Origin of the sequence: Micromonospora sp. NPDC002296 (assembly GCF_040296145.1) — a bacterium.
In the GTDB taxonomy this organism is placed as follows: domain Bacteria; phylum Actinomycetota; class Actinomycetes; order Mycobacteriales; family Micromonosporaceae; genus Micromonospora.
Map to the genome: position 1 here is coordinate 101,464 of NZ_JBEOWQ010000011.1, position 22,829 is coordinate 124,292.

Here is a 22,829-nt window from a genome sequence, read left to right on the forward strand (position 1 = left end):
TGCTCGTCGCCGGGCTTGCCGTGCTCTCCGTTGTCCTTGCCGTTGTCCTTGCCCTGCTCGTCGCCGGGCTTGCCGTGCTCTCCGTTGTCCTTGCCGTTGTCCTTGCCCTGCTCGTCGCCGGGCTTGCCGTGCTCTCCGTTGTCCTTGCCGTCGTCCTTGCCCTGCTCCCCGCCGGGCCTGCCGTGCTCCCCGTTGTCCTTGCCGTGGTCCTCGCCCGGCTTGCCCCCGTGCTGGCCGCGGTCGTCGTCGGCCGAGTGCAGCTTGACCTTGCCGGTGACCTTGGACCAGACGAAGGCGTTCCGCTGCGGCTCCGAGCAGATCTCCAGGAGCTCGACCTTGTCGCCCGCCTTGACGACGTGCGGCTTGACGTAGACCTTGCCGTCGCGGGACTCGCCGTCGTGGCCATCCGCGAACGCGATTCCTGGCGTGAACACCAGCAGGGAGGCCCCCCCGAGGGCGGCACCCGCAACGACCTTCCCGAGCATCTTGTTTGCCATGACCTGCGTCACTCCATCCCTGTTCGTCCTGAGCCCGACGTCAGCCGAGCTACTCAAGACGTTAGACCGGTTCGCGAGCTATAAGAGGAAAGATTCATCTTTTGCAGTTTCCTGGCATTCGGGCGGAAGGTCCGTCAAGCGCACCTCGGCGGCCCCCGTCGGGCGTTGCCGACCGGGGGGAGGGTTGCGGCCCGGCTGTGCGCGCCGCACCCTTTCGGGGGACGGGGGTTTCCTCGCCCCGGGCCGTCTCCGGCGGTGTCATCACGCCGTACTGCTCCGGACGTCCTGTTCGGCCCGGCGAACAAGCATCGAACCATTGCCATGGAAGCGCTCCCATGTAAGAATTTCGTCAGCGGTACGGGGAGCCACACCGCACAAGGCAGACGTCGAGGGCACCGGCACCACCGGACGCCGTCCGCCGCCCGACCGGCCGTTTCTCGTGCCGGTCGCGCACCACCACCAAACCGCCCGTCCGGGTCGGGCACCCCGAAAATCCCCCCGTGGCGCCGCCGATCGTCCGTGCAGGACGTCGGGCGCCGTTCCGCCGGGCCGCGAGTCCGGTCACGCCCAAGGAGATCTGTGCCATGAGTATGAGGAAGAGACTGTCCGGCCACCGCCGGGCGCTCGCACTGTCCGGTGCGGGTGTCCTGGTCGCCGCCGGCCTGGTGACCCTCCCGGTCACCGCGGCCCAGGCCGCGACCCAGTGCAGCGTCGACTACACCACCAACGACTGGGCCGGCGGATTCACCGCCAACGTCACCATCAAGAACCTGGGTGACGCGGTCAGCTCCTGGAACCTCGGGTTCACCTTCCCGAACAGCAGCCAGCGGGTGCAGCAGGGCTGGTCGGCCAAGTGGAGCCAGGCCGGGCAGAACGTGACCGCCGCGAACGAGTCGTACAACGGCTCGATCGCCAGTGGTGGCAGCGTGAGCATCGGTTTCAACGGCGCGTGGAGCGGCAGCAACCCGAAGCCCACCTCGTTCACCCTGAACGGCGTGGTCTGCAACGGCAGCACTCCCCCCACCACGCCGCCCCCCACCACGCCGCCCCCCACCACGCCTCCGCCGACCACGCCTCCGCCGACGACGCCCCCGCCGGGGGAGAAGGTGGACAACCCCTACCTGAACGCCAAGGGGTACGTGAACCCGGAGTGGAAGGCCAAGGCCGAGTCGGTGGCCGGCGGCAACCGGGTGTCCAACAACCCGACCGCCGTCTGGATCGACCGGATCGCCGCGATCAACGGCACCCCGGACAGCAGCTCCAACGGTGCGATGGGCGTTCGTGCCCACCTGGACGAGGCGCTGAGGCAGGGTGCCAAGTACATCCAGTTCGTGGTCTACAACCTGCCCGGCCGGGACTGCGCCGCGCTCGCCTCCAACGGTGAGCTGGGCCCGAACGACCTGCCCCGCTACAAGGCCGAGTACATCGACCCGATCGCCGCGATCCAGGGCGACGCGAAGTACGCCAGCCTGCGGATCATCAACATCATCGAGATCGACTCGCTGCCGAACCTGGTGACCAACACCTCCGGCAACCCGGGCGGCACGGCCATGTGCGACACCGTCAAGGCCAACGGCGCCTACGTCAACGGCGTCGGGTACGCCCTGGCGAAGCTGGGCGCGCTCGGCAACGTCTACAACTACATCGACGCCGCGCACCACGGCTGGATCGGCTGGGACAGCAACTTCGGCCCGACCGCCGACCAGCTCAAGGCCGCCGCCGTCGCCTCGGGCAGCACCGTGAACAACGTGCACGGCTTCATCGTCAACACGGCCAACTACTCGGCGCTGCGTGAGCCGTACGTCAAGATCACCGACAACGTGAACGGCACGTCCGTCCGCCAGTCGAAGTGGATCGACTGGAACTTCTACACCGACGAGCTTTCGTTCGCCCAGGCGTTCCGCACCAAGCTGGTCTCGGTCGGCTTCAACAGCAACATCGGCATGCTGATCGACACCTCCCGCAACGGCTGGGGCGGCACCGCCCGGCCGACCGGCCCGGGCGCACTGACCAGCGTCGACACCTACGTCAACGGTGGCCGGGTCGACCGGCGGATCCACGCCGGCAACTGGTGCAACCAGTCCGGCGCGGGCCTCGGCGAGCGTCCCACGGCCGCTCCGGAGCCGGGCATCGACGCCTACGTCTGGGTGAAGCCCCCGGGTGAGTCGGACGGCTCCAGCAAGGCGATCCCGAACAACGAGGGCAAGGGCTTCGACCGGATGTGCGACCCGACCTACACCGGTAACGCCCGCAACGGCAACAGCATGAGCGGCGCCCTGCCGGACGCCCCGATCTCGGGCGCCTGGTTCTCGGCGCAGTTCGCCCAGCTCATGCAGAACGCCTACCCGGCGCTCTGACGCTCCACCAGGCACGCCTGCCCGCCGCTGGCGAGGAGTGAGGCACTCTCAGCGGCAGGTTCCCCGGCCCCTGGTCCGACCGTTCACCGGTCGGGCCAGGGGCCCCCGCCCGTACCGGCTCCCGTGATCGTCTGCGCCTGACCGGCACGACACGCCGGGGCGCGTGCCGGTACGCAGCAGACGATCACGGCAACTCAGGGCCAGCCGGCGGTCATCCGGTCACGGAGGCTCAGGGCACGGTCTTCTCCACCGCCGCCTGGCCCTGCTCGGCCAGGTCGCGGCGGGCCCGCTCGACGTTCTTCGGCGTCAGGTCCTGGCCCCGGGCCCGCACCAGGTCCTCCGGCTCCCACTGCTGCTCCGCGCCGGTGCGGATGTTGTCCCCGCCGGCCCCCGTGCCCGCGCCGTGCGGGTCGCCGAGCAGGTCCTCGGTCGAGCCGGCGCCCTCCGGGACGTCCCCCGGCCCGCCGAAAGACGGGGTGTCCCGGTCGGCCCCGCCACCGGTCGCCAACTGCCGCACTGTGCTCTCGTCGTCCACCGCCGCGGCCACCTCGGGGCTCTCCTCCAGCGGTCGCCCGGCGTTCCGGTCGCGCTTCGTCATCCTGCTGCCCTCCTGTCCCCAGGTGTTGCCTGATCCCCCCGGCGTACCCCGCAGGGTCCCGGACATGCCGACGGCGCGGACCGGGGCCGGCGCGGGGGAAGGGTCCGCCATCCCCGTCCGTGGTCCCGGGTCGGCTCGGTCGGCATGGCGGGCGAGTGGATCGGATCGGGTGCCGTCCGAGATCATCCGGCCTGCTGAGGGCCGCCCGGGTCGCGTGGGGCCGGCGGGGCTGCCGGGCCTCGCCGCCGGAGATCCTCGGCTGCGCGCAGGCGGCGAAGGTGACCATGCTCCGGTTGAGAACCGATGCTCTCGCAGGAACCGCGCGTCGGGACGCCGGTCAGCGGCCGAGTAGGTGGTCAGGGCTGGCCGTCGTCGTCGCCGAACTCGGGCGGGAGGTCGCCGGAAAGCAGGTCCTCGGCGTGGCCTTCGAGCATCTTGGCGGTCTCGACGGAGCGCGGAAGCATGATGCTCTCGTAGCCGCAAACGGCTTCGTCGACGGTGGCGGAGCCGGCGAGCGCGAGCGCGAGTTCGCCGGCGTCGAGCATGGCGAGGTTGACGCCGACGCCGAGCGGCGGCATGAGGTGGGCGGCGTCGCCGAGCAGTGTCACGGTGGGGTTGTGCTCCCACGTGTGCGGGACCGGGAGCGCGAAGATCGGCCGGTCGACGTAGGCACCGTCGTTGTCGGTGATCATATGCTTCATCCGCGGTCCCCAGGCGGCGAACTCGTCGAGCAGGTGAGCGCGGATCGCGGCGGTGTCGTCGCGTTGGAGGCCCGCACGGGTGATCCAGTCGACCGGGACCTTGCGCATGATGTAGACACGAATGTGGTTGCCGCTGTTGCGCTGGCCCCACAGGGCGCGTTCGCCGTCGGCAGCTGAGGCGCTACCCTGGCCGACCAGCGCGGAGAGCTCCGGGTGCTGGTTCTCCACGTCATGGAACCAGGCTTCGGCGAAGCTGACGCCGACGTACTGGGGAACGGCCGGTGAGACGGCCGGGCGAACTCGGGAGAACGCGCCGTCGGCACCGATGACCAGGTCCGTCTCGACGGTCGTGCCGTCGGCGAAGTGCAGGGTACGGGGGCCGTCGGCGGGTCCACTGAGGCCGGTCAGTCCGTGGCCCCACCGTACGGTGTCGGGCGTCAGGGAATCGAGCAGCAGGTCGCGCAGTTGGCCACGGTCGATCTCGGGCTTGAAGAGCTCACCATCGTCGGGAACGAGGTGTGCCCGCAGTTCGCCGTCGATGTGCAGGATGCGGTTCTCCTGGCCTTCGGGGCGGCAGAGCCGGAAGAAGTCGTCGAGCAGGCCGGCCTCGCGAAGAGCGATCTGACCGTTGTCGGCGTGCAGGTCGAGGGTGCCGCCCTGATTACGCGCGTCGCGGTCGGGATCTCGGTCGTAGACGGTGACCGCGATGCCTTGCCGCTGCAGGATGCGAGCGCAGGTGAGCCCGCCGGGCCCCGCGCCGATGATGCTGATCCTGGCTTGCCGGGGAGTTGGTGCGGTCATGATCTGTCCTTCTGTGGGTTGGACGTCGTCACTCGACGGGGACGGCCGGAGAAATCTGACAAGGCGCCGGGATCGGCTCGGGTGTCTTGCCAGCCCAGAAAACCAGATCGAATGCAAAAGTGCAATGAGTCAACTTAGTGCTCGATGCCACTATCGATTACACTCAGCTCATGACTCAGACTCCCGTCGGCCGTCGCGAACGCAAGAAGGCGGCCACTCGGCAGGCGATCGCCGACGAGGCTCTGCGCCTCTTCCTGGAGCGGGGCTACGACGAGGTCAGCGTTCGTGACATCGCCGATGCGGCCGATGTGTCGACCACGACGCTGTTCAAGCACTTCACGGGCAAGGAGGCTCTGGTCTTCGACCAGGACCAGGAGAACGAGGCGCAACTGATCGCCGCGGTGAGGCGGCGAGCCGACGGACAGGGCATCGTTGACGCCCTACGTGAGTACGCTCTTGGCGCGTACCTGCCGACCGCGCTTCATCCGCAAGCGGCGGAGTTCAACGACCTGGTGGAGTCCACCCCGGCGCTGCGCGACTACGCGGAACGCATGTGGACCCGGCACACCGACAGCCTCAGCGCGGCTGTCGCCGATGAGCTCGGCGTTGAGCAGGATGACATCGCGTGCGTCGCCTTGGCCCGGTTCGTGCTCCAGATCCCGAGCCTCATCCGCGGTCAATCGGATCGCCGTGCCGCTGTCGAGCGGGTCTTCGATGTCATCGCCCACGGTTGGAGGTCACCGGAGTCGCCCCCGCCCGGCAGGGAGGGCAGTGGGTCGGCGCCGGCCAGATCGACGACGTCCGCTTGAAGCGACTGAGTTCCCACGCGGGGGCGTTCGCGGCGCGCCGACGCCGCTTCAACTTCCGGTACGACGCCGCATATCGGTCCGATGTATCGTCTCGATACATCGGACAGTTGGTCCCGACTCGCGAGGGAGTGGCGATGAGGCTGGTCGACTACGACAGGGAGCAGTACCAGAACTACACGCGCGGACGCGCGCTCACCGAGCAGCAGTTGGGGGCATGGACGAACGCCTTCGCAGCCGGGTTACCCGAGCGGCGTCCGCTGGTGGGGCTGGACGTCGGGTCAGGGACCGGCAGGTTCACCCCTGCGCTGGCGCGAGCGTTCGGGCCGGTGACCGGGATCGAGCCGTCGGCCCGCATGCGCGAGGTGGCGCAGGCGCAGTCCCAACATCCCGGCGTGCAATACCTGGCAGGCTCCGCCGAGGACATGCCGGTGCCGTCCGGCAGCGCCGACTACGCGCTCATGTTCTTGTCCTGGCACCATGTTCAGGACAAGCCCCGAGCGGCCCGGGAACTGGCCAGGGTGCTCAGGCCGGCCGGGCGGCTGCTACTGCGCGGAAACTTCAGCGACCATCATCCCGAGCCGTGGTGGCTGGACCACTTCCCTCGCGGTCTTGAGGTGGACACCGCGCTGTTCCAGCCGCTGCACGAGGTCATCGCGATGTTCACGGCGGCCGGTTGGCGCGTTGCCGGATTCGGCATGGTCACCCCGGCGTCCGATGGCACCCGCGCCGAGGTGCTCGAACGGCTGCGCCTGCGTACTCTCTCGTTCTTCGCCCGGCTCAGCCCCGACGAGGCGGAGGCCGGCCTCCGCAGCATCGAGGAGGCCGTGTCCGCCGATCCCGGCGCGCCGTCGCCCGCGCTGTCCGAACCGCTGCTCACACTCGAACGGCGCTAGCGCGGCCGGGCGTTGATCTCGTAGACGACACCCCGCATGACGGCTCCGCACATGCGGAAGACTGGCGGGCATGGCTGACTCGGACGATGCGAAGGCTGTGCTGCACCACTACCTCCAGGCGACTCGCGAAGACCTGGTCTGGAAGCTCGACGGCCTGAGCGAACGCGAAGCCAGGCTGCCCCGCACCGCGACCGGCAACAACCTGCTGGGAATCCTCAAGCACTGCCTCAATGTCGAAGCCGGCTACTTCGGGCCCACCTTCGGGCGCGAGTTCCCGACGCCTGAGGAACTGGTCCCCATGCAGGCGTACGACGAGGATCCGCAGGCGGACTGGTACGCGCGGGAGGACGAGACGAAGGATGGGCTGATCGACCTGTACCGCCGCGTCGGGGTGTTCGCGGATCAGACGATCGAACGGCTACCGCTCGACGCGCCGGGGCGGGTGTCATGGTGGCGGCCAGGACAGACCGTGACGCTGCAAAAGATCATCGTCCACGTGACCTGCGACCTCGCTCGTCACGCCGGGCACGCCGACATCATGCGTGAGCAGCACGACACCGCGATCGGCCTGCGGCGGGAGAGCACCAACATCCCCGACGACCATGACTGGCCGGCGTACGTCACCAAGCTGACGAAGCTGGCTGACCGCTTCGGATAACCGCCCGTTCCCGTCCGCACAGTTGGTGAGTTCAGCATCCGCTCATTCGATGAGAACTCCACGATCACGAAGCGCGCTCACTGCCGGGGAGGGGGGTCACCGGGTCCCTGAGTCGCCGTGCCAGCATCGCCCTGTGCGCAACGAGCAACGCCTACGAACACGGACGCCCGAGTCACGAGCCTTCGCGGAACGCGTACAGCTCGTCATGAACCTGACCTCGCGACTCAACGGGCTGCCGTTCGGCGACCTCGACGCGCGCAGGACGGTGCTCACCGAGATTTTCGGCCGACCGGTCCCCGACTCTCTGTCCATCCTGCCCCCGTTCCATTGCGACTACGGGCTTGGCGCATCGTTCGGCGAGCGCGTGTTCATCAACCAGGGATGCTTCTTCCTCGACTACGGGGGCATCACCATCGGTGACCGCGTCCTGATCGGACCCCGAGTGACCCTGAGCACGGCTGGACACCCCGTCGAGCTCGACGAGCGGTACGACTTCATCACGCACGCGCCCATCGTCATCGAGGATGACGTGTGGATCGGCGCCGCAGCCACGGTCACCCCCGGAGTCACGATCGGTCACGGCTCGGTCGTCGGCGCAGGCGCCGTTGTAGCGAAGGACGTGCCGCCGCTGAGTGTGGTGACGGCAACAAGCGTTGTCGAGCGGAAGCGTCTGAAGCCGGCATCTGCTGCAACCGCCTGAGGCCTGCGGGCTCCACCCGCGCACGGCGGCAGATCCGTGCGTCCAGGCTCCGCCCGCCCACCGCCAGATCCTGCGCCACCTGCCGCACATCAGGTTCTCCGGACGCGCCGCACGCCCCGGCCGTCGTGGCCGGGGCGTGCGGCGGGGTGACGTCGGAAGTGCGGGTCAGCGGCCGAGCACCCGGTCCAGGAAGTCGCGGTACCGGCGTACCGCGATCCGCAGCTGCTCGGTGTCGTCGCCGGTCTGCTGCCAGTCGCCCAGCTTGTTCTTCTGCTCGGCGAGCGCGGCGGCGAGCGCCTGGATGGCCTCGTCCACCAGCGACTGGGCCTGCCCGGCGGCGGCCTTCGGGTCGTCGACGAAGCGGAGCTGGACGTCGCGCCAGCGGTCCCGGAAGGCCTGGGCGGCGTCCGGCTCGAAGAGGGCGGTGGCGTCCTCGTGCACCGCGCCGGTGCTCGGCCGGGCCGTGGCCGCGCCGAGAGCTGCGTCCGGGGCGGTGGCGTCCGGGTCGATCATGCCCGGCTCGGGCCGGCCGTACCCGGCGGCGCCGGCGACCACCGCGTCCTCGCGGCTGCGGTCCGCCCCGTGGTGCTCGTCGGCCCGGTCGGCCTCGACGTCGCCCGCGTGCCGGTCGGCCGGGTGCCGCGCGTCGGCGGGCCCGTCGGCCGCCGCCCAACGGTTCCGGTCGTGCAGCCGGTCCCCGGCGGTCGGGTCGGCGCGCTCGGCGTCGAACGCGTCGGTACGCCCCGGTGCGCCGTCGCCCGGCTGGGCGGTGTCCTCGCCACGCGGGTCCCGCTCGTCTTCCGGACGGCCGCTGGCCATGGCCGAGGCGGCCACCGCGTCGCCCACCGTGGTCGCCCCGAACGCGGTGGGCAGGGGTGCCGGCTCGTGGAACTCGGGTGCCCGGTCGGGGTCGGCGTCCCGCACGTCGTACGGGCGGGTGTCGTCCAGGTCGTCGGTGTCCCGGCGGCGCTCGTCCTGCCGGTCCGTCCCGTGCTCGCCGTCCCGTTTCCCGGCCACGGCCGGGTCGTCGAAGGTGCCCCGGTCGTCGAGTACGTCCTCGGGCAGGTCGACCCGGCCGTCGGCGTCGCGGTCCCGGTGGTGGCCGGCCTCGGCGGGCCGGTCGCCCGGGGGCGGGACCGCCACGGGCGCGGACCGGACGGCCTCCGGGTGGTCGCTGCTGGCCTGCTGCTCCTGGCGCATCGTGGCTCTCCTCAACGGCTCGTGGCGTCGTGCGGACGGTCGGCGGGCGTGGCATCGGCCCGCTGCTCGGGCGTGGCGACGGGCTGGTGCCCGCGCACGTGTTCCGGCTGGCCCTGCTGCGGCGCCCGGCTGCCCACCGGGTCCTCGCCGAGCAGGTCGGCGAAGAGCGCCCGGTAGTGGACGACGGCCTGCCGCAGTTCCTCGGTGCCCGCCTCGCCGCGCTCGTTGCGCAACCGGATCTCGTGCGCGTCCCGGTAGTGCGACAGCGTCCGGGCGTGCTCGACCGACAGGTGGGCGGCCTGGTCGTCGAACTCGCCGGTCGGGTAGCCGCGCTCGGCGACGAGCCGGCCGACCAGTTCGTCGGCGTCGCTCACCGTCTCGGCGGGGGAGTCGATGAAGCGGACCTGGAGCTCCTCCCACGCGGCGGCGTACCGGGCCCGGGACTCGGGGGTGAGCGGGGTGAGGGTCAGCTCGGCGTGCCGGCGTTCCCGGTCCCGCAGCTCCCGCTCGGCGGCCGACCGGCTGTCCTGCTCCGCGACCACCCGGTCGTACTCGGGCCCGAACCGGGATCGCAGCGCGCGGCGGCGGGCGACCTGCCGGAGCACGACGGCCAGCGCCGCGACGACCACCAGCACGACGAGAACTATGACGATTACCTGCGTGGGCGACATGGCTCCTCCTTCGTCCCTCCGGTATTCCCTCTGGCCACTGATCGCCAATCCCGATCCGGGGGAATTTCCTGGGTGATCACGGGTATCGGGACGCGGCACGGGCGGTTCCGGGCGCGCTGCGCCTCGGCGTCCGGTTCCCAGGCGGCGGAATGACCCGGCCCACAGGACCGACCCCGGCAAAAACTTGACTGGTTCCAGAAAGCGCGCCAGGGTGGGGTGATGCCGGTCGAGTCAGACGCCGAACGCCTCCGGGCGGCCGGGCTGCGCGTCACGCAGCCCCGCCTCGCGGTGCTCGCGACGGTGCGCGGTCGGCCCCACCTGGACGCCGACACGATCACCCGCCTCGCCCGGGGCCGCCTCGGGCGGCTCTCCGGTCAGGCGGTCTACGACGTCCTGCACGCCCTGACCGGGGCGGGCCTGCTGCGCCGGTTCGTCCCGGCCGGCGGCCCCGCGCGGTACGAGGTGCGCGGGCCGGACCACGACCACCTGATCTGCCGGGAGTGCGGCGTGATCAGCGACACCGGCCGGAGCCCCGCACCGGGGCCCTGCCTCGACCCCTCGACGGCGGCCACCTTCGCGGTGGAGTTCGCCGAGGTCACGTACTGGGGGCGCTGCCCCGACTGCCAGCAGCGACACCTATCCGGAGGAGACCGATGAGCGACCCGCAGGCCAGCAAGCCGATCCTGACGACCCGCCAGGGCCACCCCGTGCACAACAACCAGCAGCAGCGGACGGTCGGCTCGCGCGGCCCGGCGACCCTGGAGAACTACCACTTCCTGGAGAAGATCAGCCACTTCGACCGGGAGCGCATCCCGGAGCGGGTGGTGCACGCCCGCGGCTTCGTCGCGCACGGCGAGTTCGAGGCGTACGGGACCGTCGGCGACGAGCCGGCGTCGAAGTACACCCGCGCCAAGCTGTTCCAGACCAGGGGCAAGAAGACCCCGCTCACCATCCGGTTCTCCACGGTCATCGGCGGCCGGGACTCCTCCGAGGCGGCCCGCGACCCGCGCGGCTTCGCGGTGAAGTTCCGCACCGAGGACGGCAACTGGGACATGGTGGGCAACAACCTCCAGGTCTTCTTCATCCGGGACGCGATCAAGTTCCCCGACGTGATCCACTCGCTGAAGCCGGACCCGGTGACCTTCCGCCAGGAGCCGAACCGGATCTTCGACTTCATGTCGAACACGCCCGAGTCGATGCACATGCTGACCTGGCTCTTCTCGCCGTACGGCATCCCGAAGAACTACCGGACCATGCGCGGCTCCGGGGTCAACACGTACCGCCTCGTCAACGCCGAGGGGGACGGCGTGCTGGTCAAGTTCCACTGGATGACCCAGCAGGGCGAGCACAACCTGACCGAGGCGCAGGCCGCCGAGATCCAGGCCGGCGAGCTGGGCCACGCCTCGAAGGACCTCTACGAGGCCATCGAGCGAGGCGAGTACCCGCAGTGGGAGCTCAACGTCCAGGTCATGAGCGACGACGAGCACCCCGAGCTGGACTTCGACCCGCTGGACGACACCAAGATCTGGCCGGAGGAGGACTTCCCGTACCTCCCGGTCGGGATGATGACCCTCAACCGCAACATCACCGACCACCACAACGAGAACGAGCAGATCGCCTTCGGCACCGGCGTACTGGTCGACGGGATCGACTTCTCCGACGACAAGATGCTGATCGGCCGGACGTTCTCCTACTCGGACACCCAGCGCTACCGGGTCGGCCCGAACTACCTCCAGCTGCCGGTCAACCGGCCGCGCGAGGACGTTCAGGTCAGCACCAACCAGGGTGGTGGCCAGATGTCGTACGGGGTGGACAACCGGGGCGGCAACCCGCACATCAACTTCGAGCCGTCCTCGGTGGCGGGTCTCGACGAGGCCGACGAGTCCTACCGGGAGTACCGTCCGTTCGTCTCGGGCCAGATCATGCGGGCCCCGATCGAGCGGCAGAACAACTACTCCCAGGCCGGCCGACGCTACCGCGAGATGGCCGACTGGGAGCGCGACGACCTGGTCCTCAACCTCACCAACCTGCTGGCCCAGTGCGACAAGCACATCCAGGAGAAGATGGTGTGGCACTTCAGCCAGTGCGACGAGAACTACGGCCGGCGGATCGCCGAAGGGCTCGGCATCTCCGTCAACGCCTGACCCGCGCGGGCTGAGCCCGGCAGGTCGGACCGGCCGGGCGGGCACCGACAACCGCACTACCCACCGGCCGCGCAGCGCCGGACCGAGCGCCCCGCCCGTTTTCGGGCGGGGCGCTCGCGTGTGCACCGACCACAGCGGAGCGTGCCTGGGTCGAAGCGTGGGGCGATAGGCCGGTATCGCAACGGCCGACGATTACGTATCCTGCCCAAGGCGCCGTGCCGGTGCCTCGGCGCCGCGGCGGGCGAAGCCCGCGTCGGCGTCGGCGCCACCCGCTGCCACACCTTCCGGGCGAGGTCTGATGAACACCCGCGACTGGCCGATCCGCTCGAAGCTGACGGCGCTGGTCATCGCGCCGGTGAGCGCGCTGGTGGTGCTCTGGATCTTCGCGACCACCCTCACCTTCGGTCCGGCCCGGGACCTGCTCTCCGCCAGTACCCTCCTGTCCGACCTCGGCCGGCCGGGCGAGACGGTCGTCGCCGAGCTGCAACGGGAGCGCCGGCTCAGCGTGGTGCAGCTCGCCGGCGACGCCGCGCTGCCGGCGCTGGCCGAACAGCGGCGGCGCACCGACGTCGCGGTCGCCGAGCTGCGCGGCCGGGCCTCCGGGGAACGCCTGCGCGACGCCGCCGACGACCTGCTGGACGCCCGCGTCGACCGCCTGCTCGGCGCGCTGGACGGGCTGCCCACCGGCCGGGGCTTCATCGACCGCCGGGAGGTCGACAGGGCCGGCGCGATCGGGCTCTACAGCGGCATGGTCGGCGCGGCGTTCCAGGCGTTCTCGGCGCTGGCCACGCTCCCCGACGACGACCTGAACCGGCAGGCCCTGGCGCTGACCGCACTCGGCCGTTCCCGGGAGCTGCTCGGGCAGGCCGACGCGCTGCTCGCCGGGGTGCTGGTCAGCGGGCGCTTCGCCGGGGGCGAGCACGCCCAGCTCGTGCAGACCATCGGCAACCAGCGCTTCCTGATCGAGTCGGCGGTGGCCGACCTGCCGGCCGACGACCGGGCCGCATACCAGCGGCTGGCCGAGAGCGACGCCTTCGCCCGGCTGCGGGCCCTCCAGGACGCCCTGGTCCGGGCCGACCCCGTCCGGGTGCCCGCAGTGGACCTCCGGGCCTGGCAGACCAGCCAGGACGCCGTCCAGCAGAGCCTGCGCGACTTCGAGCTGACCCAGGCCGACGGATTGGCCGAGCGGACGATTCCGGTGGCGGTCGGCATCCTCGCCCGCCTCGGGGGGGCCGGCGTGCTCGGGCTCGCCGCCGTGGTGGTGTCGGTGCTGGTGTCCCTGCGGGTGGGCCGGTCGCTGGCGCAGCGGCTCTCCGGGGTGCACACCGCCGCGCTGGAGATGGCCGAACACCGGCTGCCGGACGTGGTGGCCCGACTGCGCCGCGGCGAGGACGTGGACGTGGCCCGGGAGACACCCGCGCTGGAGTACGGCCGCGACGAGATCGGCCAGGTCGGCCACGCCTTCAACGAGGTGGGCCGCACAGCCGTGCGCGCTGCCGTCGACGAGGTCAGCCTGCGCCGAGGGCTCAACGACGTCTTCCTCAACATCGCCCGGCGCAGCCAGGGACTGGTGCACCGGCAGCTCGCCCTGCTGGACCGGATGGAGCGCCGCGTCGAGGACCCGGACGAGCTGGCCGAGCTGTTCCGGGTGGACCACCTGGCCACCCGGCTCCGCCGGCACGCCGAGGACCTGGTCATCCTGGCCGGTGCCGCGCCCGGCCGGGGCTGGCGCAACCCGGTCGCGATGGTCGACCTGGTCCGGGGAGCCATCTCCGAGGTCGAGTCGTACGACCGGGTCGACATCGTCGACGTGCAGCCCGCCGCCGCGGTGGGTCGCGCGGTGGGCGACGTCACCCACCTGCTCGCCGAGTTGGTGGAGAACGCCACCGCGTTCTCCCCGCCGGGCACCCACGTGTCGGTGCGCGGGCAGAGCCTGCCCAACGGGTACGCCCTGGAGATCACCGACCAGGGCCTGGGCATGTCCGTCCCGGCGATGGAGGAGGCCAACCGGCGGCTGGCGAAGCCACCGGAGTTCGATCCGGCCGACAGCGCCCGGCTCGGGTTGTTCGTGGTGGCCCGGCTCGCCGCCCGGCACGGGATCCGGGTGCGGCTCCGCCGGGCCGCCCAGGGCGGGGTCACCTCCGTGGTGCTGATCCCGCCGGACCTGGTGACCACCGAGCCGCCGCCCGATCCGCCGCCCGCCGCGCCGGACGGCTCGGTCGACGACCGGCGGATGGCCAAGGTGACCCGGCTCAAGACCCTGCCCCGGACGCGTCCGACCCGGATCACCCGCGAACGAACGGACTCGCAGACCGCCGTGGTGCCGCTGGTCCCCAGCCGTGCCGTGCCGGTCGACCCGTCCGGTGAGGGCGACGGCCTGCCCCGCCGGGTGCGCCGGCGGGGCCCTGCCGCCCGTCCCCGGCCGGCCGCCCTGGACGCGCCGGCCCCACGCGCCCCGGAGGAGGCCCGCCGGCTGATGTCCGCCCTCCAGGCCGGCACCGCCCGGGGCCGCCGGGACGGTGCCGCCGCCGAGGGCTCCGGGCCGCCCGTCCCCACCACCTCCGCCGCCGACGCGTCACCGGATCCGGACACCCCGGCGGTGCCTGCGCAACCCCCGACCGCAACTGAGAGGGATGCCTAGTGGTGCACACGACGAAGCCGAACGTCGATCTCGACTGGTTGCTCGACGACCTGGTGGAACGGGTGCCGGCCAGCCGCCAGGCGGTGGTGCTGTCGGCGGACGGGCTGCTGCTCGGCGCCTCGGCCGACTCCGACCGCAGCGACGCCGAACACCTATGCGCCCTGGCCTCCGGCTTCTCCAGCCTGGCCAAGGGCGCCAGCCGGCACCTCGACGCCGGGGGAGTCCGGCAGACCGTGGTGGAGATGGAGTCGGCATATCTCTTCGTCACCGCCGCCGGCCAGGGCGCGTGTCTGGCGGTGGTCGCCGAGGCCGACGCGGACATCGGCCTGGTGGCGTACGAGATGGCGATGCTGGTGATCCGGGTGGGCGAGAACCTCACCGCGCCGGCCCGGGCCGGGTCGGGTGCCGCCGATGCGGGCTGAGTCTCCCGGGCCGCAGCACGAGTGGCTGGACGCCGACGCCGGTCCGGTCGTCCGCCCGTACACCCTGACCGGCGGCCGGGTCCGGCCGCCGGCCGGTCTCGACCTGGTGGCCTTCGTGCTCACCGCCCGGACCGTCGACCCCGCCACCCACTCACGACTGCACCCGGAGCACCGTCGACTGGTCGAGCTGGCCCGCCGGCCGGTGCCGGTCGCCGAGCTCGCCGCCGAGCTGGACCTCGCGGTCGTCGTGGTCCGGGTGCTGGTCGGCGACCTGCTCGCCCGCGGCCTGGTCTCCGTGCACGCGCCGGCCGGCACCGCGTTCCTACCCGACGACAACATCCTCAAGGCGGTGGTCAATGGACTCCGTGCGCTATGACCGTGACGGAACAAGGGTGCGGATCCCGCTGGCCCTGAAGATCCTCATCGCCGGTGGCTTCGGCGCCGGCAAGACGACGCTGGTGAGCGCGTTGAGCGAGGTCCGGCCGTTGCAGACCGAGGAGGTCCTCACCGGGGCCGGGGTCGGCGTCGACGACATCTCCGGCGTGGAGGGCAAGTCGACCACCACGGTGGCGATGGACTTCGGCCGGATCACCATCAACGAGGACCTCCAGGTCTACCTGTTCGGCACGCCCGGGCAGGACCGGTTCTGGTTCCTCTGGGACGAGTTGGCCTTCGGGGCCCTCGGCGCGGTGGTGCTCGCCGACACCCGCCGGCTGGCCGACTGCTTCCCCTCGATCGACTACTTCGAGCAGCGGAACATCCCGTTCGTGGTCGGGGTGAACTGCTTCGACGACGGCCGCCGGTTCAGCCTGGACTCCGTACGGCAGGCCCTGGACCTGGACCCGGGGGTGCCGCTGGTGTTCTGCGACGCCCGGGACCGGCAGTCCGGCAAGGAGGTGTTGATCTCGCTGGTCGAGCACGTCGCCCGGCAGCGCGGCGAGCCGGTGCCGGTGGCCTGACCCGGCCCGCGGCGGCCCGCGGCGCGACGGCGATCTGATCGATTCGCGGAAATCAGGGCTGACGCGGTGGGTGGCGGGGAAAGCTCTGGTGGGATCGACACGACAACGGCGGAAGGCGGATCGGGTGACCGGGCAGCAGACGATCGTCCATCTCGGTGGTTACACGGCGGCCAGCGGCGGCCGGGGCGACGGGATCGTCGCCGCCCGGCGGGACCCGGGAACCGGCGCGCTGACCCCGCTCGGCACCGTCGCGGTCACCCCGTCGCCGTCCTTTCTCGTCCGGCATCCCGTCCTGCCGGTGCTCTACGCCGTGAACGAGCTGGCCGAGGGGGAGGTCAGTGCGTTCCGCACCGGCCCGGACGGCGAACTGACCCCGCTGGGTGTGCGGGGCACCGGCGGCGCGGAGCCCTGTCACCTGGCGGTCACCCCGGACGGCGGACACCTGGTCGTCGCCAACTACGGCGGCGGCAGCGTCGCCGTCCTCCCGCTCGACCCGCAGGGCGTTCCGGGCGAGCGCAGCGACCTGGTGGTGCACTCCGGGCACGGGCCGGACCCGCAGCGCCAGGAGAAGGCGCACTGCCACATGGTGTCCCCCGCACCGGACGCCGGGCCGCTGCTCGCCGTCGACCTCGGCACCGACTCCGTCTACCGGTACGACCTCGACGCCACCTCCGGCCGGTTGGTGCCCCGGGGCCCCCGGGTGCACATGGCGGCCGGCACGGGCCCCCGGCACCTGGCCCGGCACCCGGACGGCCGGCGCTGCTGGCTGGCGGGGGAGCTGGACGGCACGGTGACCGCGTACGAGCTGGCCCCCGACGGGGCGCTGCACCAGCGCGGCCGGGTGGACGCCAGCACCCGCGCCGGCCATGTCCAGCCCTCCGAGATCACGGTCGGCGCGGACGGTCGCTTCCTCTACGTCGGCAACCGGGGCGTCGGCACGGTGTCGGTCTTCGCGCTGGCCGGGGAGCTGCCCGAACTGGCCGCCGAGGTGGAGACCGGCGGGGAGTGGCCCCGGCACCTCGCGCTGGCCGGTGGGCACCTCTACGTCGCCGACGAGCGCGCCGACATGGTCCGGGTGTTCCGGGTGGACCCGGCGACGGGGGTGCCGACGCCCGTCGGCGAGCCCGTGCCGGTGCCCAGCCCGACCTGCGTCCTGCCCTGACCGAGCGGCGACCGGCAACGCGCTCCGCCCCTGCTCAGGGGCGGTCCTGTCACACCGGGAACCGGGCTGGCGACTCAGGGTCACGAAACGGCCGGGAGCTGTGTCTGCTGGGGAACTTTCGTCCGAACGGCCGTGGCAGCGCCCGCAGCGGTTACGCAAGATGGTCACCGTGCCAGGCCGCCATCGCATGCGTTCAAGTCTCCGCGGAGCAGGTGCCGTCGCCTCCGCGACCGCGCTGGTCGTCGTCGTCGCGGGCTCCTGGTTCGGGTACCGCCAACTGGTGCAGCCGGCCTGCTCGGGGCAGGTCCGGCTCACCGTCGCGGCCTCCCCCGAGCTCGCGCCCGCGGTGCGGGCCGAGGCCGCCGGGTGGGTGGCCGACGGCGCGGCGGTCGATGGCACCTGCATCACGGTCGACGTCTCGGCCGTCGCCTCCGTGGACGTCGCCGCGGCCGTGGCCAGCAAGCACGGCGTACAGCTTCCCGGTGTGGGTCAGGTCAGCGGCACCGCGGTCACCCCGGACGTGTGGGTGCCGGACTCCTCGACCTGGCTGCTGCGGCTGAAGAGCGCCGGGGCCACCGCGTTCGCCCCGAGCAACGGCAGGTCCATCGCCCGCAGCCCCGTCGTGGTGGCGGTGCCCGAGCCCGTGGCCTCCTCCCGGCTCGGCTGGCCGGAGAAGAAGCTGACCTGGGCCGACCTGCTGCGGCAGGTGAGCAGCAGCAAGCCGCTGCGGACCGGGATCGTGGAGCCGACCCGGGACGCGGCCGGCCTGTCCGGGCTGCTGTCGCTGACCGCGACGGCCGGCGCCTCCGGCGGCGACGCGCAGGAGGCGACCACCGGCACGCTGCGGGCGCTGGCCACCGGCCGGTCCGCGTTGCGCGAGGACCTGCTCGCCCGGTTCCCGCGCTCGTCCGACCCGACGGCGATCGCCGGCGCCCTCGGTGCCGCGGCGCTGTCGGAGGAGGCCGTGATGGCGTACAACGAGGGGAAGCCGCCGATCCCGCTGGCGGCGCTCTACCTCGAACCGTCACCGGTGCCGCTGGACTACCCGTACGCGGTGCTGCCCGGTGTCGAGCCGGCGAAGCAGTCCGCCGCCCGGGTCCTGTTCGGGGCGCTCACCACGCCCGGCTTCCGTGACCGGCTGGCCGAGCGGTCGCTGCGCGCTCCGGACGGCGCCTGGGGCGAGGGCTTCAAGGCGCCGCGGGGCGCGCCGAGCCCGGGCGGTGGCGCGGGCGGCTCGCCCGCTCCGGCCGGCAACGGTGCCGTCGGCCTGGACCCGGCGGCGATGGAGCGCGCCGTCTCCGGCTGGTCGATCGCCACCCAGTCCGGCCGTATGCTGTGCGTGATCGACGTCTCCGGTTCGATGAAGCAGCCGGTGCCGAGCGCCGACAATGCCACCCGCGAGCAGGTCACGGTGGCGGCGGCCAGCCGGGGCCTGCACCTCTTCGACGACTCCTGGTCGATCGGGCTGTGGACCTTCTCCACGAAGCTGGCGGGCGCCCGGGACTACCGCGAGCTGGTGCCGATCAACCCACTGTCGGGCAACCGCGCCCGGCTGGAGCAGGGGCTGGCCACGATCCGGCCCTCGAACGGCGACACCGGCCTGTACGACACGTTGCTGGCCGCGTACCAGGAGGTCCAGGACGACTGGGAACCGGGCCGGGTCAACTCGGTGGTGTTGTTCACCGACGGCAAGAACGAGGACGACGACGGCATTTCCCAGCAGAAGCTGCTCTCCGAGCTGAAGCGGATCGCCGACCCCGAGCGGCCGGTCCAGGTCGTCATCATCGGCATCGGTGCCGACGTCAGCAAGGCCGAGTTGGAGTCGATCACCAAGGTCACCGGCGGGGGGAACTTCGTCACCGAGGACCCGACCAGGATCGGTGACATCTTCCTGAAGGCGATCGCGCTCCGCCCGAACGCTCCACGCTGAGTAACCAATCAGTGCAGATTGGACCGTCGCGCCGCTGGACCCGGTGCGACGGAACGTCTTCCTGTGAAAGCTTCTCCGAAGCAAATGACGGCAATACGTCCGAGGCGATCGGTGGCCATGGTTTTGAGGCAAGATGTCGGGGTGCTCCGGCGTCGCTGGCCCTGTGAAGAGGACCGCCCGTCGACCGGGGTCGGCCTCAGCAGAAGTGGGGAGGGCCGGTGACGTCGACGACGCTTTTGACCCCCACCAGGACACCGTCGCGTCCTGGTGACCACCGGGCCGGGCCGGTGGCCCGCGTCGACGAGCGGGCGTACGTCCGCATGCTGGTGGTGCTGGACACCGCCGTGCTGGCCGTCGCCGTGCTGGTCGGCTACGTCACCCGATTCGGTGACGAGGAGCCGGTGGGCTCGAAGATCCCGTACGTCGTGGTCGCGCCCGCGCTCGTGCTCACCTGGCTGGTCTCGCTCAAGGTGCTGCGCTGCTACGACGACCGGGTGCTGGGCTACGGCGCCGACGAGTACCGCCGGGTGAGCACGGCCAGCCTGCGGCTCGCCGGGGGCACCGCGATCGCCGGCTACATCGCCGACGTCGGCGTGTCCCGGGGCTTCCTGGCGATCTCGTTCGCGGTGGGCATGCTGGGCCTGGAGGCGGCCCGGTTCGCCGCCCGCAAGCGGCTGCACCGGGCCCGCTCCCAGGGCCGGGGCTGGTCGCGCAAGGTGCTGGTGGTCGGCGACACCGCGCACGTGCTGGAGCTGGTGCACCAACTGCGCCGGGAGCCGTACGCCGGCTACCAGGTGGTCGGCGCCTGCATCCCGGACGCGCTGCTGGCCCCGGTGCCGCAGCGGCTCGGCGACGTCCCGGTGGTCGGCTCTTTCCGGGGCATCCCGCAGGCGGCCACCGCGATCGGCGCCGACACCGTGGCGGTCACCGCCTCCGGCGAGCTGACCGCGACCCGGCTGCGGCGGCTCGGCTGGCAGTTGGAGGGGACCGGGGTGGACCTGGTCGTCGCGCCCGCGCTGACCGACGTGGCCGGTCCCCGCATCCACACCCGGCCGGTCGCCGGCCTGCCCCTGATCCACGTCGAGGCCCCCGAGTTCCGGGGGGCCCGCAAGCTGGTCAAGGGCTTCGTCGACAGGTCCGCCGCCACCGTGGCGCTGGCGCTGCTCCTGCCGCTGGTGGCGGTGATCGCGCTGGCCATCAAGCTCGACAGCCGGGGGCCGGTGCTGTTCCGGCAGACCCGGGTCGGCCAGGGCGGCCAGGAGTTCGGGGTGTTCAAGTTCCGCACCATGGTGGTCAACGCCGACGCCCTGCTCGCCGAGCTGGCCGCCCGCAACGAGACCGATGGTCTGATGTTCAAGATGCGCGACGACCCCCGGGTGACCCGGGTCGGCCGGGTGCTGCGCAAGTGGTCGCTGGACGAGCTGCCCCAGTTGATGAACGTGCTGCTCGGCCAGATGAGCCTGGTCGGCCCGCGTCCGCCGCTGCCCTCCGAGGTGGCCCGCTACGACGGCGACGTGGCCCGGCGGCTGCTGGTCAAGCCCGGCATGACCGGCCTCTGGCAGGTCAGCGGCCGGTCCGACCTGAGCTGGGAGGACGGCATCCGGCTCGACCTCTACTACGTGGAGAACTGGTCGCTGGCCGCCGACCTGACCATCATGTGGAAGACCTTCGGCGCGGTGATGCGCAGCCGGGGGGCCTATTGACCACCCGGCGGCGGGGCGGCGCCGGCAGCGACCCCGCCCCGGCTGAGGCCCCGGAAACGGCTGAGGCCCCGGAAACGGCTGAGGCCCCGGAAACGGCTGAGACACCGGAAACGGCTGGCCCCGGTCACGGCTGAGGGCCGGTCCAGTCCAGGCAGACCACCACCGCGTCGTCGACGAGGTCGCCGGCGACGAACGCCCGCAGGTCGCCGAGCAGCGACCGGACCGCCTCCAGCGGCTCCATCGGGCCGGTCCGGCGCAGGAACCGGTCCAGCGCCGTCCCGCCGTACCGGACCTCCTGGCCGGTCGCCTCGATGACGCCGTCGCTGAGGACGAAGAGCCGGTCCCCGCGGTGCAGCGTGAACTGCTGCTCCCGGTAGTCGGTCCCGTCGAACATGCCCAGCGGGAACTGCGCCTCCAGGGGCAGCTCGACCACCTCGCCGTCGCGCAGTAGCACCAGCCGGGGCGAGCCGGCGTCGACCACCGTCATCAACCCGGCGGCGAGGTCCAGCTCCAGCAGCAGCGCCGAGACGTGCTGCTCGCCCCGGTGCAGGGCGTACACCGCCTGGTCGGCCAGCGCCGCCTGGTCGGCCAGGCAGAGCCCGCCCCGTCGGGCGTTGCGCAGGGCGTGGGTGGCCAGCGCGGTCAGCACGGACGCGGTGACCCCCTCACCCATCCCGTTGATCGTCGACAGCCACAGCCGCTGCCCGTCGTCGGACCAGTCGAAGCTGTCGCCGCGCACCGCGTACGCCGGTTCGAGCTGTCCGGCCAGGCTGAACGAGGGGCGGATCCGGCTCCGGCCGGGCAGCAGCTCCCACTGCATCTCGGCGGCCAGCGTGAGCCGGCGGCTGCGGCGGGTGATCCGGTACACGTCGGTGCCGTCGTTCACCGCCAGCAGTTCGTGGCCGAGGGCGGTGGCGATCCCGACCAGCTCGTCGCGGGCGGCCCGACCCTCGGGGAGCGGGGTGACCCGCAGGACGCCGCGCCGTTCCCCCCGCATGCTCACCGGGAGGTAGCCGGTCCGGTCGGCCACGATCGGCTCCTGGTGGTCGAAGCACCGCCAGGCCGGATGTCCCGGCCCGGTCACCGGCTCGCCTCCTGTGAGCGGAAGCAGCGCCGAGAGCCGGTAGTCGACCTGGAGCAGTTCGACGTCCGTGATCCCGTACGACCGTTCGAGTTCCGTGGCTAGTCGGTCGACCAGCAGGTCAGCCGGCGCTTCGGTCAGCGTCCGGCGGGCCCGGTCTTCCGCACCGATCATCGTCGCTCCTCTGTTCGGAGGGCCGGCGACCAGGGACGCCGGGTAGTCTCGTGCCCACCATGTCCGAAGAACACGGTCCACGCGGACCAGAAGCGAGTATGGCCGCCGCCCTCGATGCGGCCGCCGGCACCCTGCTCACGGTCTTCGAGGCGGCGCGCGAGCGGACCACCAGCCGGCTCTCGGGGGCGCAACTGCGCGCGGTGATGGTGGTCGAGCAGCACGACGGGATCAACCTGCGTCGGCTGGCGACGCTGCTCGACATGCTGCTCTCCTCGGCGAGCAGGCTCTGCGACCGGTTGGTGGCCGCGGGCATGCTGGAACGCGAGCCCGGCCGGTCCGACCGCCGGGAGATCTCCCTGCACCTCACCGCGGAGGCCGAATGGCTCCTCGCCGAGCTGCGGGCCGACCGCCGGCAGCGGCTTGCCGTGGTCCTGGCCGGGATGACCCCCGAGGGGCGGCGGGCGCTGCTCGCCGGCCTCCAGGAGTTCGACGAGGTGGCCCGGCACCGGCACCCGCCGGAGCCGCCGGTGGCGGAGCCGTCCGCCGAGACCCGGTCGGGGGAGCGGGCGACGGCGACCGGGCCGGGTGACTGGCCCTCGGGGGAGCCGGAGGCCGGCTGGTCGAGCGGGAACCGGCCCGGCGGAATACCGCGCGGCCGGTCGACCGGCGACGCCCCGAGCGGGTGGTCCGGCGAGGCCGCCGCGGGCGGCTGGTCGCGTACGGCCTGA

20 protein-coding genes and 1 pseudogene are annotated in these 22,829 nt (G+C 72.1%); 15 read left to right on the forward strand and 6 right to left on the reverse strand.

Annotated elements, in window-relative coordinates; translation table 11 throughout:
* A pseudogene (locus ABT023_RS12225) lies at positions 1-497 on the reverse strand (hypothetical protein); the annotation flags it as partial.
* Between the two features lie 584 nt (positions 498-1,081).
* Between ABT023_RS12225 and ABT023_RS12230 the strand changes: the two are divergent.
* Positions 1,082-2,854, forward strand: a complete 1,773-nt coding sequence (locus ABT023_RS12230; protein ID WP_350884505.1) for a glycoside hydrolase family 6 protein — start codon at positions 1,082-1,084, stop codon at positions 2,852-2,854.
* A 229-nt stretch (positions 2,855-3,083) separates the two neighbouring features.
* On the opposite strand, the gene ABT023_RS12235 is transcribed toward ABT023_RS12230, so the two are convergent.
* The gene (locus ABT023_RS12235) at positions 3,084-3,452 is read right to left on the reverse strand and encodes a hypothetical protein (protein WP_350884507.1); all 369 of its coding nucleotides are present in this window, start codon (positions 3,450-3,452) and stop codon (positions 3,084-3,086) included.
* 356 nt (positions 3,453-3,808) lie between these two features.
* On the reverse strand, positions 3,809-4,954 hold the full coding sequence (locus ABT023_RS12240) for an FAD-dependent oxidoreductase (RefSeq protein ID WP_350884509.1): 1,146 nt from the start codon (positions 4,952-4,954) through the stop codon (positions 3,809-3,811).
* Positions 4,955-5,124: 170 nt separating this feature from the next.
* On the opposite strand from ABT023_RS12240, the gene ABT023_RS12245 reads away from it, so the two are divergent.
* The 4 genes from ABT023_RS12245 (at position 5,125) to ABT023_RS12260 (ending at position 8,014) form a co-directional block, all read left to right on the forward strand.
* Positions 5,125-5,763 carry a TetR/AcrR family transcriptional regulator gene (locus ABT023_RS12245; protein ID WP_350884511.1) on the forward strand — a complete coding sequence of 213 codons (639 nt, stop codon included), beginning with the start codon at positions 5,125-5,127 and terminating at the stop codon, positions 5,761-5,763.
* A 134-nt stretch (positions 5,764-5,897) separates the two neighbouring features.
* Positions 5,898-6,656 carry a methyltransferase domain-containing protein gene (locus ABT023_RS12250; RefSeq protein WP_350884513.1) on the forward strand — a complete coding sequence of 253 codons (759 nt, stop codon included), beginning with the start codon at positions 5,898-5,900 and terminating at the stop codon, positions 6,654-6,656.
* A gap of 70 nt (positions 6,657-6,726) precedes the next feature.
* The gene (locus ABT023_RS12255) at positions 6,727-7,314 is read left to right on the forward strand and encodes a DinB family protein (protein ID WP_350884515.1); all 588 of its coding nucleotides are present in this window, start codon (positions 6,727-6,729) and stop codon (positions 7,312-7,314) included.
* 133 nt (positions 7,315-7,447) lie between these two features.
* Positions 7,448-8,014 (forward strand): sugar O-acetyltransferase, encoded by a 567-nt coding sequence (locus tag ABT023_RS12260; RefSeq protein WP_350884517.1) that lies wholly within the window; start codon positions 7,448-7,450, stop codon positions 8,012-8,014.
* Between the two features lie 165 nt (positions 8,015-8,179).
* On the opposite strand, the gene ABT023_RS12265 is transcribed toward ABT023_RS12260, so the two are convergent.
* Together ABT023_RS12265 and ABT023_RS12270 are read right to left on the reverse strand one after the other, a co-directional pair.
* A complete protein-coding gene (locus tag ABT023_RS12265; RefSeq protein WP_350884519.1) occupies positions 8,180-9,214 on the reverse strand; it encodes a hypothetical protein in 1,035 nt (344 codons plus the stop codon).
* An 11-nt stretch (positions 9,215-9,225) separates the two neighbouring features.
* A complete protein-coding gene (locus ABT023_RS12270; protein WP_350884521.1) occupies positions 9,226-9,885 on the reverse strand; it encodes a hypothetical protein in 660 nt (219 codons plus the stop codon).
* A gap of 219 nt (positions 9,886-10,104) precedes the next feature.
* On the opposite strand from ABT023_RS12270, the gene ABT023_RS12275 reads away from it, so the two are divergent.
* The 9 genes from ABT023_RS12275 (at position 10,105) to ABT023_RS12315 (ending at position 20,846) form a co-directional block, all read left to right on the forward strand.
* On the forward strand, positions 10,105-10,542 hold the full coding sequence (locus ABT023_RS12275) for a Fur family transcriptional regulator (RefSeq protein WP_350884523.1): 438 nt from the start codon (positions 10,105-10,107) through the stop codon (positions 10,540-10,542).
* A complete protein-coding gene (locus ABT023_RS12280; protein WP_350884525.1) occupies positions 10,539-12,029 on the forward strand; it encodes a catalase in 1,491 nt (496 codons plus the stop codon). Before ABT023_RS12275 ends, ABT023_RS12280 begins: the two co-directional genes overlap by 4 nt.
* A 298-nt stretch (positions 12,030-12,327) precedes the next feature.
* Positions 12,328-14,670, forward strand: a complete 2,343-nt coding sequence (locus tag ABT023_RS12285; RefSeq protein ID WP_350884527.1) for a sensor histidine kinase — start codon at positions 12,328-12,330, stop codon at positions 14,668-14,670.
* Positions 14,670-15,092: a roadblock/LC7 domain-containing protein gene (locus ABT023_RS12290; RefSeq protein WP_350884529.1), complete on the forward strand. Its 423-nt coding sequence runs from the start codon at positions 14,670-14,672 to the stop codon at positions 15,090-15,092. The genes ABT023_RS12285 and ABT023_RS12290 overlap by 1 nt, the downstream gene beginning before the upstream one ends.
* Entirely contained in the window at positions 15,082-15,468 is a 387-nt protein-coding gene (locus ABT023_RS12295; protein ID WP_350884531.1) for a DUF742 domain-containing protein, read from the forward strand. The genes ABT023_RS12290 and ABT023_RS12295 overlap by 11 nt, the downstream gene beginning before the upstream one ends.
* A complete protein-coding gene (locus ABT023_RS12300) occupies positions 15,449-16,051 on the forward strand; it encodes a GTP-binding protein (RefSeq protein ID WP_350884533.1) in 603 nt (200 codons plus the stop codon). Before ABT023_RS12295 ends, ABT023_RS12300 begins: the two co-directional genes overlap by 20 nt.
* A 124-nt stretch (positions 16,052-16,175) precedes the next feature.
* Complete coding sequence (locus ABT023_RS12305) at positions 16,176-17,213, forward strand: lactonase family protein (RefSeq protein WP_350884535.1); 1,038 nt, start codon at positions 16,176-16,178, stop codon at positions 17,211-17,213.
* Positions 17,214-17,400: 187 nt separating this feature from the next.
* Positions 17,401-19,143, forward strand: a complete 1,743-nt coding sequence (locus ABT023_RS12310) for a substrate-binding domain-containing protein (RefSeq protein WP_350884537.1) — start codon at positions 17,401-17,403, stop codon at positions 19,141-19,143.
* A gap of 218 nt (positions 19,144-19,361) precedes the next feature.
* Positions 19,362-20,846, forward strand: coding sequence for a sugar transferase (locus tag ABT023_RS12315; protein ID WP_350884539.1), 1,485 nt, complete (start codon positions 19,362-19,364; stop codon positions 20,844-20,846).
* Positions 20,847-20,970: 124 nt separating this feature from the next.
* Here ABT023_RS12315 and ABT023_RS12320 read toward each other — a convergent pair whose 3' ends face one another.
* Entirely contained in the window at positions 20,971-22,101 is a 1,131-nt protein-coding gene (locus ABT023_RS12320) for a PP2C family protein-serine/threonine phosphatase (RefSeq protein WP_350884541.1), read from the reverse strand.
* 98 nt (positions 22,102-22,199) lie between these two features.
* Here ABT023_RS12320 and ABT023_RS12325 point away from each other — a divergent pair, with 98 nt between their 5' ends.
* A complete protein-coding gene (locus ABT023_RS12325) occupies positions 22,200-22,829 on the forward strand; it encodes a MarR family winged helix-turn-helix transcriptional regulator (RefSeq protein WP_350884543.1) in 630 nt (209 codons plus the stop codon).